The organism is Streptomyces sp. NPDC042259, assembly GCF_055582085.1.
Genome location: NZ_JBVJDW010000004.1, coordinates 556,076 through 571,480 on the forward strand (window position 1 = coordinate 556,076; position 15,405 = coordinate 571,480).

At 71.4% G+C, this 15,405-nt stretch carries 9 protein-coding genes; 4 read left to right on the top strand and 5 right to left on the bottom strand.

The window, feature by feature from the left end; translation table 11 throughout:
• Nucleotides 1-107 precede the first annotated feature (107 nt).
• Nucleotides 108-2,618 carry a SpoIIE family protein phosphatase gene (locus tag ACZ6MA_RS14740; RefSeq protein ID WP_469433828.1) on the top strand — a complete coding sequence of 837 codons (2,511 nt, stop codon included), beginning with the start codon at nt 108-110 and terminating at the stop codon, nt 2,616-2,618.
• 19 nt (nt 2,619-2,637) lie between these two features.
• On the opposite strand, the gene ACZ6MA_RS14745 is transcribed toward ACZ6MA_RS14740, so the two are convergent.
• The 5 genes from ACZ6MA_RS14745 to ACZ6MA_RS14765 form a co-directional block, all read right to left on the bottom strand.
• A complete protein-coding gene (locus tag ACZ6MA_RS14745; RefSeq protein ID WP_469433830.1) occupies nt 2,638-4,656 on the bottom strand; it encodes a TPM domain-containing protein in 2,019 nt (672 codons plus the stop codon).
• A 104-nt stretch (nt 4,657-4,760) separates the two neighbouring features.
• Nucleotides 4,761-5,531, bottom strand: a complete 771-nt coding sequence (locus tag ACZ6MA_RS14750; RefSeq protein ID WP_469433831.1) for a succinate dehydrogenase/fumarate reductase iron-sulfur subunit — start codon at nt 5,529-5,531, stop codon at nt 4,761-4,763.
• Entirely contained in the window at nt 5,532-7,493 is a 1,962-nt protein-coding gene (locus tag ACZ6MA_RS14755; protein ID WP_469433832.1) for a fumarate reductase/succinate dehydrogenase flavoprotein subunit, read from the bottom strand.
• Between the two features lie 16 nt (nt 7,494-7,509).
• Nucleotides 7,510-8,364 carry a hypothetical protein gene (locus tag ACZ6MA_RS14760; protein ID WP_469433834.1) on the bottom strand — a complete coding sequence of 285 codons (855 nt, stop codon included), beginning with the start codon at nt 8,362-8,364 and terminating at the stop codon, nt 7,510-7,512.
• A 63-nt stretch (nt 8,365-8,427) separates the two neighbouring features.
• Entirely contained in the window at nt 8,428-8,712 is a 285-nt protein-coding gene (locus tag ACZ6MA_RS14765; RefSeq protein ID WP_469433836.1) for a hypothetical protein, read from the bottom strand.
• Nucleotides 8,713-9,017: 305 nt separating this feature from the next.
• Between ACZ6MA_RS14765 and ACZ6MA_RS14770 the strand changes: the two genes are divergently transcribed.
• The 3 genes from ACZ6MA_RS14770 (at nt 9,018) to ACZ6MA_RS14780 (ending at nt 15,313) form a co-directional block, all read left to right on the top strand.
• Complete coding sequence (locus ACZ6MA_RS14770; protein WP_469433837.1) at nt 9,018-11,066, top strand: ABC transporter family substrate-binding protein; 2,049 nt, start codon at nt 9,018-9,020, stop codon at nt 11,064-11,066.
• A 226-nt stretch (nt 11,067-11,292) separates the two neighbouring features.
• Nucleotides 11,293-13,197 (top strand): translational GTPase TypA, encoded by a 1,905-nt coding sequence (typA, locus tag ACZ6MA_RS14775; protein WP_184733032.1) that lies wholly within the window; start codon nt 11,293-11,295, stop codon nt 13,195-13,197.
• A 472-nt stretch (nt 13,198-13,669) separates the two neighbouring features.
• Nucleotides 13,670-15,313, top strand: a complete 1,644-nt coding sequence (locus tag ACZ6MA_RS14780) for a peptide ABC transporter substrate-binding protein (RefSeq protein WP_469433838.1) — start codon at nt 13,670-13,672, stop codon at nt 15,311-15,313.
• Nucleotides 15,314-15,405 lie beyond the last annotated feature (92 nt).

Below are 15,405 nucleotides of genomic sequence, written 5' to 3' on the forward strand. Positions count from 1 at the left end.
CTCGGCCTTCTGATGCCGGTGCGAGCACATGAGCCGGAGGGGACGGGCACGTGAGCGAAAAGCCAGCGGGTACGGCGGGAACGCCGGGGGGACCGGATGCCGCAGCGATGTGGCAGAACAGTCCGCCCGGATCCCTCTACGACTACATTCGCGTGGCGTCCTTCTCCCTCGGGCCCGACGGGCGGATCGAGCAATGGAGCGAGCGGGCCGCCGAGCTCTTCGGAATAACGGCCCGCCAAGCCGTCGGCAAGGACCCCCTCGATGTCTTCGTCCCCGCCGTACCGGGCCAACGGCGCGAGTCCGCCGCTCCCTTCCTCGGTGAAGGCGGTCTCGACGGCCGCGAATGGACCGGCCTAGTCCCCTACCGGCGCGACGGCCACGAGCCGGGCCTCGCCGAGATCTATGTGATGCCCAGTGAGAACGAGCGCGGGGAGCGCGCCGCGCTCTGTGTGGCCGTTGATGTACGGGCCCTGCGGGCGATAGAGACCGACATTGCCGCATCGGAGGCCGTTTTCGGCCAATCTCCCCTCGGCTTCTTCTTCTTCGGTACGGATTTGACGCTTCTGCGGGTCAACGAGAGCTTCGCCCAGACCTTCGGCCGCCCGGCCGGCTGGCACCGCGGCCGCACTCCGCACGACTTCCTGCCCCGCAGCGAGGCGGACCGGCTGACCTCCGCGCTGCGCCAGGTCCTCGACAGCGGCAAACCCGTGTCGGACATCCAGCTCGTCGGGCCCGTGCCCGGGCGCAGTGAGCGCCGCCGCTGGTCGGTGTCGCTGTACCGGCTGCACAGCGGCAGCGGGCGGCCGATCGGGGTGGCCGCGCTGGCCACCGACGTCACCGGGCGCCGCCGCGCCGAGCGGGAGGCCGCGGGCGTCCGCCGGAACCTGGCGCTGCTCAACGAGGCGGGCGCGCGGATCGGCAACTCTTTGGACCTGGAGACCACCGCGCGGGAGCTGCTGGACGTCGCCGTCCCGCAGTTCTGCGATCTGGCCTCCGTCGATCTGTACCAAGGCCTGCTCGTCGGTGACGAGGCGCCGCCCGGTCTCGCCGACGGCAGCGGCGAGCTGCGGCGCGTCGCGTACGCCAGCGCGGTGTCCGGCGCGCCGGTCGACGGGACCGACAAGCCCATCCAGGTCGGCGAGGTGCACCGCTACCCCTTCCACTCGCCGTGCGCGGGGGCCCTGCGGACCGCGCACGTCCAGACCATTCCGCGCCGCGAGAGCGAGGAGGGGCCGGAGCTGGGCGCGGTCGTGCAGTCGACCCTGGTCGTGCCGATGGTCGCCCGGGACACGGTCGTGGGGCTGGTGCAGTTCGCCCGGACCAAGGGCAGCGAGCCCTTCGGCGAGCGCGACACCGCGCTGGCCGTGGAGCTGGCGGCCCGGGCGGCGGTCTGCATCGACAACGCGTGGCTGTACCGGCGCGAGCACGAACGGGCGCTGATCCTCCAGCGCAGTCTGCTGCCCCCGGGCGCCCCGGAGGCGGCCGGGCTGGAGATCGCCGCCCGCTATCTCCCCGGCAACACGGCCACCGAGGTGGGCGGCGACTGGTTCGACGTCATCGAGCTGCCCGGGCACCGTACGGCGCTCGTCGTCGGCGACGTGATGGGCCGGGGGCTGCGGGCCGCCGTCGCCATGGGCGAGCTGCGGACGGCCGTCCGGACCCTCGCCATGCTCGACCTGGAGCCCGCCGAGGTGCTCTCCGCGCTGGACGAGATCGCCCACGGGCTGGGCACGCCCGGCGGCAAACAATCCGCCTCGCGCGGGGTGCGGGGCAGCGTACGGGCCGAGGACCTCTCCGAGGTGTACCTGGCGACGTGCGTCTACGCGGTGTACGACCCGGTGACCCGGCGGGCCACGGTCGCCAACGCCGGGCATCTGCCGCCGGTGCTGGTCGAGGCGGGCCGGCCCGCGCGGCTGCTGGACGTCCTGCCGGGCATGCCGCTCGGCGTCGGCGGCGAGCCGTTCGAGGAGACCGAGATCGACCTGCCGGACGGCGCGCTGCTCGCCCTCTACACCGACGGCCTGGTCGAGTCCCGCGACCACCCCCTCGACGAGGGCCTGCAGGCCTTCGTCGACGCCCTCACCGACCCGTCCCGCCCGCTGGAGGAGGTGTGCGACCACGTACTGAGCGCCCTGGACACCCATCACGGCGAGGACGACATCGCGCTCCTCATGGCACGGCTGCGGGGCCTGCCCCAGACGCACGTGGGCGACTGGACGCTCCCGCCCGAGGCCCGCTCGGTGGCACGGGCCCGCGAGATGGCCCGCGACCAGCTGCAGGCGTGGGACCTCGAGAATCTGGTGGACACCACCGAGCTGCTGGTCAGCGAGCTGGTGACGAACGCCCTGCGGTACGGGGAGGGGGAGATCCGCCTCCGGCTGCTCCTGGACCGCACCCTGGTGTGCGAGGTGTGGGACGGCGGTCTCGTCCAGCCGCGCCGCCGTCGCGCCCGTGACACGGACGAGGGCGGCCGGGGCCTGCAGCTCGTCGGGCTGCTCAGCGCGGCCTGGGGCAGCCGCCGCACCCCGATCGGCAAGACCGTCTGGTTCGAACTCGCCCTGCCCGACGGCGATTCCCCGCCGCCGGACGCGGTGGAGGCACTGCTGAGCCTCTACTGACGCCGTCGGGGCGCCCGTCTCATCCCGCCAGCCGCCCCCGGGTCGCCCCGCCGCCGAACGAGGCGGGGAGCAGCCCCGCCAGGATGATGCCGCCGAGGAGGGCGCCGCCCAGGGCACGGGTGGGCCGGGGGGTCGCCGCGTCGTAGGGGGTGCCGTAGCTGCCGACGTCGTGCTCGGCGAGGGCCCGGGCCTGGCGGGCCAGGGAGTCCGCCTCTCCCGTCTCGCGCAGCGCGGCGGGCCCGTCCGTCCGGGCCAGGGATCCGGCCAGGGCAAGATGGCGCTCGGCCTCGGCCAGCCGGGTGCGGGCGCGGCTGCCGATCGCGCCCCGGTGGGTGCTGATGAAGTCCCGGGCCGCCGCCACCTCGCCCCGCGTGGCCGGCATCGCGCGTGCGAGGCGGGCCCGGCGGCGGGCGGCGCCGTGGTCCGGTGGCATCCCGGAGGCCTCGTCGAACAGCGCCGCCGACTCCTCGACCCGGCGCAGCAGGACCCCCGGGTCGTAGCGCCCGGTCGCCATCTCCCGTTCGGCCTCGGCCAGTACCTCGGCGGCCCGTGCGGTCCGGCGGTCGGGGCCCGCCGCCCCGCCCGAGGCTGCCCCGCCCGGCGCCGTTCCGCCCCGGGCGGCCGCGGCCCTGGCGTCGGCCAGGGCGGCGTGCAGCCGTGCGGTCGCGCCGGTGAGTTCGCCCGCGCGGCGCAGGACGGCGGTGGTGAGGGTGCGGGCCTGGGAGATGGCCGCCTCGGCGGCCCGCAGGGAGATGGCCGCCCGGTCGGCGTCACGGCCGGCGAGGGCCTCGCGGGCCTCGGTGAGGGCGGTGGTGGCGAAGGCCAGCCGGTCCCGGGCCTCGGCGGGGTGGCGGGCCACGGCACCGGTCGCGCTGTCGCCGCAACGGTGGGCGAGGGCGGCGAGCGCGGCCTCGGCGGCGTCGAGGCGGGGCGCGAGCGAGGTGGCCGCGGCCTCGGCCCGGGCCAGTATCCGGGCGCCGTTGACCCTGATGTCCCGCAGCCGGTCGAAGGCCTCGGACTCGGCGTCGAGGCGCCGGTTGGCGCTGGTGCAGCGGGAGCAGATCTCGTCCAGCGCGTGCCGGCGGATCTCCTCGTCCTCGTACGGGTTGTCGTCCAGCCACTGCCGCAGCCGGAAGGCGTCGGCCAGCTCGCCGCGTGCGTAGGCCACGGCCTCGGCGAACGGGCGGGTCACCGCCACCCCCAGCTGGGCCCTGGCGAAAAGCAGCTCCTCGGCGCTGGTACGGACCGCGTCGTCCGTCCCGACGAGGTTCCGCGCGGCCTCGGCGTCCAGCTCGGGCAGGGGCGTGCGCGGCTGGGCCATTCGGGCGAGGCCCGGCGGGGTGCTCGTGGCGAGGGCCGGGGACCGGCGTGCGGCCCGGCGGCGCGCCGCACGCCGGGAGCAGAGGTACAGCGCGGCCAGACAGGCCCCCACGGTCAGGGCCGTCGGCAGCCACACCCGGCGGTTGCCGGGCACGAGGCCGCCGCCGGGGTCGCTGCTGCCGGGGACGATGACGGGCGCCCGCACCCGTTCGCCGCGCAGCACGGCCCGGTAGCCGTCCGCGGCGCCGATGGCGGCGCCCGCCCAGTCGTGGCCCTTGACGGCGGGGGCGATGGCGGTGTCGGCGACCTCGGACAGCTGGTCCTGGCGGAAGCCGGAGTCCGTGGCCGCCGAGACGGCGTAGCGGCGCACATGGGTGGCGACGGCGAGCAGCACATCGCGCGGGCCGAGACCGTTGCGGTCGGCGGTGGCGTCCGCCCAGTCGTGCCCGTCGCGGCCGGAGAAGTCGTGGACATACGTCACGTACAACCGCATCCGGTGCTCGGCGTGCAGCCGGTCCAGGGCGGCTTCGACCTCGTGGCGGCGCTGGCCGAGGGCGCCGACGGTGTCGGTGATCCGCCCCGGGGACTCCAGGTCCAGGGGGGTGTCGGCACGGGCGGACGCCATCGGCGGGAGCAGCAGGGCGCACAGCGCGAGGAGGACACCGACGACGGCCCAGCCCGCCGCCCTCGGCCCGTCCCGCCTCGAAAGCTGCGTCACATTTCGGAGCGTATGGCCGGATCCTTCGGCCCGCTACCGGGAGGTCCGGGGCTTCTACGCACCGTGGCCGGAGCCCCGGGCGGGGCCCCGGCCACGGCCCTCGATCAGGACTCGCGTCGGCGGATCTTGCTCCCCAGCCAGACCAGCGGGTCGTACTTGCGGTCGACCGCCCGCTCCTTCAGCGGGATCAGCGCATTGTCGGTGATCTTGATGTGCTCGGGGCAGACCTCCGTGCAGCACTTGGTGATGTTGCAGTAGCCGAGCCCGTGCTCGTCCTGCGCCGTCCGCTTGCGGTCGAGCCCCGACTCCGCCGCCGCGTCCAGCGGATGCATGTCCAGCTCGGCGACGCGCATCAGGAAGCGCGGCCCGGCGAAGGCGCCCTTGTTCTCCTCGTGATCACGTACCACGTGACAGGTGTCCTGGCACAGGAAGCACTCGATGCACTTGCGGAACTCCTGCGAGCGGTTCACGTCCTCCTGCCGCATCCGGTACTCGCCCGGTGCCAGCTTCGCCGGGGGAACGAACGCCGGGATCTCCCGCGCCTTGGCGTAGTTGAAGGACACGTCCGTGACCAGGTCCCGGACCACGGGGAACGCCCGGAGCGGGGTGACCGTGATCGTCTCCGTGCGGTCGAAGACCGACATCCGCGTCATGCACAGCAGCCGCGGCCTGCCGTTGATCTCGGCGCTGCAGGAACCGCACTTGCCCGCCTTGCAGTTCCAGCGCACGGCCAGGTCGGGGGCCTGGGTGGCCTGGATGCGGTGGATGATGTCCAGGACGACCTCGCCGTCGTTGACCTCCACCGTGAAGTCGGCCGGGCCGCCGCCGTCGGCGTCACCCCGCCACACCTTGAAGTGGGCCTCGTACGAGCTCACTCAGGTCAGCTCCTCGTCCGTCAGGTACTTCGCCAACTCGTCCTTCTCGAACAACCCGAGCAGATCCGCGCGGATGGGCCGGGACTCCCGGTGCTCCAGCCGGATCCGGCCGAGCGCCGGATCACCGGCCGCCGGGTCCGCCGGGCCGCCGGACAGCCGGCACACGAGATTGATCCGGCGCCAGCGCCGCTCCATGTCGGGGTAGTCGTCGCGGGTGTGCCCGCCCCGGCTCTCCCGCCGCTCCAGGGCCGCCCGGGCCACGCACTCGCTGACCAGGAGCATGTTCCGCAGATCGATGGCCAGGTGCCAGCCCGGGTTGAACTGCCGGTGCCCCTCGACCCCGGCGCGCCCCGCCCGGTCCCGCAGCTGCGCCAGCTTCTCGAGCGCCTGCCGCATCTCGGCCTCCCGCCGGATGATGCCGACGAGGTCGTTCATCGTCTGCTGGAGTTCCTGGTGCAGGGTGTACGGATTCTCCGGCGGTCGGCCCGGCTCGATGCCCGGCGGGGAGCCCTCCGCGCTGAACGGCCGCAGCGCCTCCGCCTCCGCGAGGTCGATGTCGGACCCCGCGGGCAGGGGCCGGCCGGCCCGGGCGGCCTCACCGTGGCAGCCAGCCGCGTACTCCGCCGCGTGCAGCCCGGCGCGGCGGCCGAAGACCAGCAGGTCGGAGAGGGAATTGCCGCCGAGCCGGTTGGAGCCGTGCATCCCGCCCGCGACCTCGCCCGCCGCGAACAGCCCCGGCACGCCGACGGCGGCCGTGGTGTCCGGGTCGACGTCGACGCCGCCCATCACGTAGTGGCAGGTGGGGCCGACCTCCATGGGCTCGGCCGTGATGTCCACGTCCGCCAGCTCCTTGAACTGGTGGTGCATGGAGGGCAGCTTGCGCTTGATGACCTCGGCGGGCAGCCGGGTCGACACGTCCAGGAACACCCCGCCGTGCGGTGAGCCCCGCCCGGCCTTGACCTCGGAGTTGATCGCGCGGGCCACCTCGTCACGGGGCAGCAGCTCCGGCGGCCTGCGGTTGTTGGCCTGGTCCTCGTACCAGCGGTCGCCCTCCTCCTCGGACTGGGCGTACTTCTCCTTGAAGACGTCCGGCACGTAGTCGAACATGAACCGCTTGCCGTCGCTGTTGCGCAGCACCCCGCCGTCGCCGCGGACCGACTCGGTGACCAGGATGCCCTTCACCGACGGCGGCCAGACCATCCCCGTGGGGTGGAACTGCACGAACTCCATGTTGACCAGCGACGCCCCGGCGAGCAGCGCGAGGGCGTGCCCGTCACCGGTGTACTCCCAGGAATTGGACGTCACCTTGAAGGACTTGCCGATGCCGCCGGTGGCCAGGACCACCGAGGGTGCCTCGATGACGAAGAAACGCCCGGACTCCCGCTCGTAGCCGAAGACGCCCGAGACCCGTTCGCCGCCCTCCTCCTTGAGGACCCGGGTGACCGTGCACTCCTGGAAGACCTTCAGCCGCGCCTCGTGATCGCCGAACTCCCGCTCGTCCTCCTGCTGGAGCGAGACGATCTTCTGCTGGAGGGTGCGGATCAGCTCCAGCCCCGTGCGGTCGCCGACGTGCGCGAGCCGGGGGAACTCGTGGCCGCCGAAGTTGCGCTGGGAGATCCGCCCGTCGGGGGTGCGGTCGAAGAGCGCCCCCCAGGTCTCCAGCTCCCAGACCCGGTCGGGGGCCTCCTGGGCGTGCAGCTCCGCCATCCGCCACTGGTTGAGGAACTTGCCGCCGCGCATCGTGTCGCGGAAGTGGACCTGCCAGTTGTCTCCCGCGTTGACGTTGCCCATGCTGGCGGCGATGCCGCCCTCGGCCATCACCGTATGGGCCTTGCCGAACAGCGATTTGCAGATGACGGCCGTCCGCGCGCCCTGCTCGCGAGCCTCGATCGCCGCGCGCAGGCCGGCGCCGCCCGCGCCGACCACGACGACGTCCCAGGACTGCCGGTCGACTTGCGTCATCAGATGTGTCCCTCTCCTAGAAGAAGCGCGGGTCGTCGAAGGCGCCCGTGGCGAGCAGATAGACGTAGAAGTCGGCCACCGCCACGCTGATCAGGGAGGCCCAGGCGAGCTGCGCGTGCCGTGCGTTGAGCTTCGAGACCCAGCCCCACATGCGGTAGCGGACGGGGTGCTTGGAGAAGTGCTTGAGCCGTCCGCCGACGATGTGCCGGCAGGAGTGACAGGAGAGGGTGTACGCCCAGATCAGCGCGACGTTGACGACCAGGATCAGGGTGCCCAGCCCCATGTGACCCCAGGAGTAGCTCGCGTCACGGAAGCCGAGCACGGTGTCGTAGGTGAGGATCCCGGCGACCAGCACCGCGAAGTAGAAGAAGTAGCGGTGGACGTTCTGCAGGATCAGCGGGAGGCGGGTCTCGCCGCTGTACGTCCGGTGCGGCTCGGCGACGGCGCAGGCGGGGGGCGAGGCCCAGAAGCCCCGGTAGTACGCCTTGCGGTAGTAGTAACAGGTCAGCCGGAAACCCAGCGGGAAGATCAGGATCAGCAGCGCGGGGGACAGCCCCCACCACGCGCCGAACACCTCCCAGTTGGGCCCGCCGCGCATCGGCACGCAGTTCTCCGCCAGACAGGGCGAGTAGAACGGCGAGACGTAGGGCGCCGCGTAGTAGTCGGTGTCGGCGAAGGCGCGCCAGGTGGAGTAGACGATGAAGGCGAACAGCCCGGCCGCCGTGCCGGCGGGCGCCAGCCACCAGCGGTCGCGGCGCAGATGACGGTCCGGGATCGCGGCGCGCGTGGGGTGGTGCACGCCGCCGCGCGTGCGGTCACCGCCGGTGACGGCGGGGACCGCGTTGGTTTCGGGCTCGGTACCAGTGGCCAAGGGGGACTCCGGGGAGGAGCGAGGGGTGGTCGGTGCCTTCCGTTTCGCGCTGGCCCGCGGCCGTCAGGGCGCGCGCCGGTCGCGGGCGCCGAGCCCCTCGTCCTCGGCGTCCGTCCACAGCGAGGTGTCGTACGGCGCGTCGGGGATCGTCACCTTTTCCAGGGGCGGCAGCTCGACCCGGCGGGTGCCGCGCAGCAGCTCGAAGCTCTCGCGCAGATGGGCCGCGGCGGTACGGACCCGGCGCAGGTCCAGGCCGTTGGGGTCGAGGTTCTTCTCCAGCAGCCCGAGCGAGCGGTCGAGATCGTCCAGAGTGCGCTGAACGGCCGTCAAGTCGTCATTCAAGGACATGGCTTGCCCTCACTTCCGCGGTCGGCGGTCGGGTGGTGCGGGTGGCGATGATGATGCGACTGAGAGTGTCGCGCGTCACAGCCCTTCAGGGGAAGATAGCCGTCGCGATCGCCGCTTCGCGGGAGCTTTCGCCCTTCGGCCGCCCTTCGCCGAGCCGTTCGACCAGGCGGGTGGCGTGTTCGCCGACGGCGCCGTGTCGGCCCGGCTTCCCGCGGGCCGTCGCCTTCAGTGGTGGGCAGTAGATGCGATCAGCGGCGCATTACGCCGAATGAACGATCCCGGCCCTGTCCGGCGGAGGTATCACCATGGCCCCCCTCTCTACCCGCCCCCGGTCCCGTCCCCGCCGCGCTGTCGTTCTGCTCGCGAGTGTGCTGCTCCCGCTGCCCGTCCTCGGCGGCTGCGGCATGGGCGGCGGGGACGACGACCGGCCCGCCGTGCCGCGTGACATCGCCGCGCTCCCGCCCGCCGAGACCACCGGCAGCGGGACGCTGCACTGGGCCGTGGACGCCCTGCCGAACACCTTGAACACCTTCCAGGCCGGCGCGGACGACGCCACCCAGCGGGTCGCGGGGGCCGTGCTGCCGGCCCTGTTCACCTTGGACGAGCGGGGGCGCCCGCAGCGTGACGGGGACTTCCTGACGTCGGCCGAGGTCGTCCGGCGCGAGCCCCGGCAGGTCGTCGTCTACAAGCTCAACCCCAACGCGGTGTGGAGCGACGGGCGGGCGCTCGGCGCCGACGACTTCGAGGCGCAGTGGAAGGCCCTGCGCGGCAAGGACAGCGCGTACTGGACGGCCCGCAACGCCGGCTACGACCGGATCGACCGCGTCGAGCGGGGCGCGGACCCGCACGAGGTCAAGGTCACCTTCGCGAAGCCCTACGCCGACTGGGCCGCGCTCTTCACCCCGCTGTACCCCAAGAGCGTCATGGGCGACGGGAACGCCTTCAACGACGGCGCCCGCAACGAGCTGAAGGTCGTCGCGGGCCCCTTCCGGGTGGGCGCGCGGGACAACAAGGAGGGCACGCTCACCCTGGAGCGGAACCCGAAGTGGTGGGGCGACCGGGCGCGGCTGGACCAGCTCGTCCTGCGCGCCGTGCCGCGCGGGGAGCGGGCGGACGCGCTGGCCAAGGGCCTGCTCGACCTGGCCGACATCACCCCGGCGGACGCCGCCCGGATCACCCTGGCCAACAAACCGCCGAAGAAGGACACCGCGTCCCAGGGCAAGCCCGCCCTGGACGACCCGCCCCGGGACGCCGCGACCGCCGGGTTGCGCAAGGTGACCGTCCGCAAGTCCCTGGAGCCCGCCTACACCCAGCTCGCGCTGAACGGCTCCACGGGCCCGCTGGCCGACGAGCGGGTCCGCAAGGCGGTGGCCCGGGCCATCGACCGCGCGGCGCTGGCGGAGTCGGTGCTGGGCCCCCTGGGGCTGCCCGCCGACCCGCTCGGCAGCCATGTGCTGCTGGCCGGCCAGGAGGGCTACCTGGACAACAGTGACGCCATCGGCGGCAAGGACGCCCAGGCGGCCCGGTCGCTGCTGGCCGAGGCGGGCTGGCGGGAGAAGGGGGCGGGGCGCGGCACCCAGGCGTCGGGCAGGCCGGCCGACGCGGCGGGCAAGGACGGAGCCGACCGGGAAGCAGCCGACCGCAAGGCGGCCGACCGGGACGAAGCCGACCGGGACGAAGCCGATAGGGACGAAGCCGATAGGGACGAGGAGGCCGGAGCGGGGGTGGCCGAAGCGGGGGAGGACGAAGCCGGCCGGGGCGCGGACCAGAAGAGCGGCCGGGACGGCGGCAAGGCGGCCCCCGCCGTACCGGCCCGGGTCAAGAACGGCAAGCAGCTCACCCTGCGCTTCGTCGTGCCGGACGGCCCCGGAACCGAGCCGCTGCGGGGGGTCGCCCACGAGATCACCCGGCAGCTGGCCGCCGTCGGCGTCCACGCCAAGATCGCCAAGGTCGACGGCGGAAGCTACTTCAAGGACCACATCGCGGCCGGCGACTACGACCTGGCCCTCTATTCCTGGCCCGCGTCCGCCTTCCCGGCCACCGACGCCCGCCCGGTCTTCGCCAAGCCACAGCCGGCCGCCGACGGCTCGCTGCTGGTGGAGCAGAACTACACCCGGGTCGGCACGGACCAGATCGACCAGTTGTTCGACCAGGCGTCCACCGAGCTGGACGCCGACGCCTCCCGGGATCTGATCGCCCGCGCCGACGCCCGGATCTGGGCCGCGGCCGGTTCGATCCCCCTCTTCCAGCGGCCCGAGCTGACGGGGGTCCGCAAGACGGTGGTCAACGCGGGCGCCTTCGGCCTCGCCACTCCCCGGTACCAGGACCTCGGTTTCCGGAAGGCGGCCGAATAACGACGGTCCCGGGGCCGTTCCGGCGCGGATCCCCAGCGGATCCGCGCCGGAACGGCATCGTTGTTCCCGGAGTAACCCCAGGTCAGAGGGGGTGCTGACGGCCTGAGGAGGCTGTTGTCGGCTCGGCCCCGTACCATGGAGAGTGGCCGTGGCGTGTTCTGCCCGGCGGGCGCGCGTACCGGACCGTACGCGACGCCATCCTCAACCCGGGAGAAGCGCCGCAAGTATGCCCACCCGCCACGACATTCGTAACGTCGCCATCGTCGCCCACGTCGACCACGGCAAGACGACCATCGTCGACGCCATGCTCAAGCAGGCCGGCGCCTTCGCCGCGCACGCCGCCGAGTCCCTCGACGACCGCATGATGGACAGCAACGACCTGGAGCGTGAGAAGGGCATCACGATCCTGGCCAAGAACACCGCGGTCAAGTACCACCCGAAGGACGGTGGCGACCCGATCACGATCAACATCATCGACACCCCCGGCCACGCCGACTTCGGTGGCGAGGTCGAGCGTGGTCTGTCGATGGTGGACGCGGTCGTGCTGCTCGTCGACGCCTCCGAGGGTCCGCTGCCGCAGACCCGCTTCGTGCTGCGCAAGGCGCTCGCCAAGCGACTGCCGGTCATCCTGTGCATCAACAAGACGGACCGCCCGGACTCCCGCATCGACGAGGTCGTCAACGAGACGTACGACCTCTTCCTCGACCTGGACGCCGACGAGGACCAGATCGAGTTCCCGATCGTCTACGCCTGCGGCCGTGACGGCATCGCCTCGCTGACCAAGCCGGAGGACGGCACCGTCCCCGCCGACAGCGAGAACCTGGAGCCGTTCTTCTCCACCATCCTGGAGCACGTCCCGGCTCCGACGTTCGAGGACGACGCGCCGCTCCAGGCCCACGTCACCAACCTCGACGCCGACAACTTCCTCGGCCGTATCGCGCTGCTCCGCGTCGAGCAGGGCGAGCTGCGCAAGGGCCAGACCGTCGCGTGGATCAAGCGTGACGGCACGGTCTCCAACGTCCGCATCACCGAGCTGATGATGACCGAGGCCCTCACCCGCAAGCCCGCCGAGGTGGCCGGCCCGGGTGACATCTGCGCCGTCGCCGGTATCCCCGACATCATGATCGGCGAGACCCTGGCCGACCCGGAGAACCCGATCGCGCTGCCGCTGATCACGGTCGACGAGCCCGCGATCTCCATGACCATCGGCACCAACACCTCGCCGCTCGTCGGCCGTGGTGGCACGGGCAAGGGCGCGGACGCCAAGTCCGCGGTCAAGGACCGCAAGGTCACCGCCCGCCAGGTCAAGGACCGCCTCGACCGCGAGCTGATCGGTAACGTCTCGCTGCGCGTCCTGGACACCGAGCGCCCCGACGCCTGGGAGGTGCAGGGCCGCGGTGAGCTGGCGCTGGCCATCCTGGTCGAGCAGATGCGCCGCGAGGGCTTCGAGATGACCATCGGCAAGCCGCAGGTCGTCACCAAGCAGGTCGACGGCAAGACGTACGAGCCGGTCGAGCGCCTCACGGTGGACGTGCCCGAGGAGCACATGGGCGCGGTCACGCAGCTCATGGGCACCCGCAAGGGCCGGATGGACAACATGTCCAACCACGGCTCCGGCTGGGTCCGCATGGAGTTCGTCGTCCCGTCCCGTGGTCTGATCGGCTTCCGTACGGAGTTCCTGACGAACACCCGCGGTACCGGTATCGCCCACTCCATCCACGAGGGCCACGAGCCGTGGTTCGGCGAGCTGAAGACCCGTAACAACGGCTCCCTGGTCGCCGACCGCGCCGGTGCCGTCACCGCCTTCGCGATGACGAACCTCCAGGAGCGCGGCGTGCTCTTCACCGACCCGGGCACCGAGGTGTACGAGGGCATGATCGTCGGCGAGAACTCGCGCGCCGACGACATGGACGTCAACATCACCAAGGAGAAGAAGCTCACCAACATGCGCTCCTCCTCCGCCGACTCCTTCGAGGCGATCGTCCCGCCGCGCAAGCTGTCGCTGGAGCAGTCCCTGGAGTTCTGCCGCGACGACGAGTGCGTCGAGGTGACCCCGGAGGCCGTCCGCATCCGCAAGGTCGTCCTGGACCAGAAGGAGCGCGGTCGCACGGCGTCGCGCGCCAAGCGCTGACGTTCGCGCCCAGTAGCGAACCCCGCGGACCCGCCCGGTCCGCCGGGTGCCCGGAGGCCCGGGACCCCGCTCTCACGAGCGGTGGTCCCGGGCCTCCGGCACGTCCGGGGGTCGGTTGGCAACGGATTATCCGTCAGGTTTACCCCCGCGGACGTCCGGTGAGCGGACGGGAAAATCCGTAACTCGTGTTAACAGTCCGTTTCGCGTGTGTCTGTCTGTGATCACTTTGTCCGGGTTTAAAGCCTCCGGGTGTGATCGATGTGACCAAAGCGAGACCCTTTAAGTGTGGTTTACAAGGCGGTCCTACTTAATAGTTGGGTTCACTGAGCTCGGGTCAACGGGTCACGCGCTGTGGGGAGCGCCGACTCACGAGCACACTCGGGGTACCGGTTCCGTCTCCGCTGTCAGGGGTGTCAGCGTGGGGCCGGTGCCTCTCTTGTAGTGATAAGTGGACTCCTGAGGAGGCATTCCCATGCGCGGTGCCAAGAGCGCTAAGTGGGTCACGGGCGCGATAGTCGTGGCCATGGCTGCGACCGCCTGCGGCGGCGACAAGAGCGACAGCGGAAGCGGTCTGACCGACGGCAAGGTCGACCCCAATGGCACGCTGGTCGTCCAGACCAGTGAGCCGCAGAACCCGCTGCAGCCCGCGAACGCCAAGGAGAGCCAGGGCCACCGCGTCCTGAAGAGCCTCTTCTCCGGCCTGGTGACCTATGAGCCCGGCACCGGCAAGATCAAGAACATCAACGCCGAGTCCGTGACCTCCTCGGACGCCCAGCACTGGACCGTCAAGCTCAAGCCGGGCTGGAAGTTCCACAACGGTGAGCCGGTGACCGCCAAGTCCTACGTGGACTCCTGGAACTGGTCGGCCAACACCAAGAACAACCAGATCAACTCGCAGTGGTTCGCCGACATCGAGGGCTACGACGACGTCCACCCCGCCAAGGGCGAGGGTGACCCGAAGTCCGACAAGATGTCCGGCCTGAAGGTCGTCAGCGACACCGAGTTCACGATCGCGCTCAAGTCGAAGGTCTCGTACTTCAACTACAAGCTCGGTTACTCGGTCTGGTACCCGCTGCCCGACGCGTTCTTCAAGGACCCCAAGGCGTACGGCCAGAAGCCCGTCGGCAACGGCCCGTACAAGTTCGAGTCCTGGGACCACAACGACAAGATCGTCGTGAAGCGCTTCGACGGCTACCAGGGCCCGGACAAGGCGAAGAACGGCGGCATCACCTTCAAGAACTACACGACCGCCGACGCCGCCTACAACGACCTGCGGTCGAACAACCTCGACTGGGTCGAGCAGATCCCCGACACCTCGCTGACGAACTACAAGAACGACCTCGGCGACCGGGCGATCACCAACGAGTACTCGGCGATCCAGGACATCGCGTTCGCCTTCTACACCGACCAGTGGAAGAGCATCAACCCGAAGGTCCTCACCGGCCTGTCGATGGCGATCGACCGCGAGACGATCACCAAGACCACGCTGCACGGCTCCCGCGTCCCGGCGACCAGCTTCGTCGCCAAGGGCGTGCTGGGCTACCAGGCCAACTCCTGTGGCGAGGCCTGCACGTTCGACCCGGAGAAGGCCAAGCAGTACATCAAGGACGGCGGCGGCGTCCCCGGCAACAAGATCTCCGTCCAGTACAACGCCGACCAGCCGCACAAGACCTGGGTCGACGCGGTGTGCAACAGCATCCGCAAGTCCACCGGTATCGAGTGCGTCGGCGACTCCAAGCCGAACTTCAAGGCCGACCTCGACCAGCGTGAGAAGAAGCAGGTCAAGTCGATGTACCGGTCCGGCTGGGTGCTGGACTACCCGGTCAACGCCAACTTCCTGCGTGACCTCTACGGCTCCAAGGCCGACGGCAACCAGGGCGGTTACGAGAACAAGGAGTTCGACGAGCTGGCCGCCAAGGCCGACCAGGCGAACAGCCTCGACGAGACCGTGAAGCTCTACCAGGAGGCCGAGAAGACCCTGGTCAAGAAGCTCCCGGTCATCCCGCTCTGGTACTACGCGACCAACGCCGGTCAGTCCACCAAGGTCTACGGCAAGATGCCGTACGGCCAGGACGGTGACCCCATCCTCACCGACGTTCAGGTGAAGCAGAAGTAACCCAGGGACAACCGTTGAGGCCGGTGCCGCCGCATACGTCGGCGGCACCGGCGCACCCGCGAGCGTTAGCGCCACCCTCCTCCACCCGCAGG

What these genes read in the sequence shown, in the direction of transcription:
- ACZ6MA_RS14740 (WP_469433828.1), top strand. Translation starts at nt 108, where the DNA reads ATGTGGCAGAACAGTCCGCCCGGATCCCTCTACGACTACATTCGCGTG.
- ACZ6MA_RS14755 (WP_469433832.1), bottom strand. Translation starts at nt 7,493, where the DNA reads ATGACGCAAGTCGACCGGCAGTCCTGGGACGTCGTCGTGGTCGGCGCG.
- ACZ6MA_RS14765 (WP_469433836.1), bottom strand. Translation starts at nt 8,712, where the DNA reads ATGTCCTTGAATGACGACTTGACGGCCGTTCAGCGCACTCTGGACGAT.
- ACZ6MA_RS14770 (WP_469433837.1), top strand. Translation starts at nt 9,018, where the DNA reads ATGGCCCCCCTCTCTACCCGCCCCCGGTCCCGTCCCCGCCGCGCTGTC.
- typA (WP_184733032.1), top strand. Translation starts at nt 11,293, where the DNA reads ATGCCCACCCGCCACGACATTCGTAACGTCGCCATCGTCGCCCACGTC.
- ACZ6MA_RS14780 (WP_469433838.1), top strand. Translation starts at nt 13,670, where the DNA reads ATGCGCGGTGCCAAGAGCGCTAAGTGGGTCACGGGCGCGATAGTCGTG.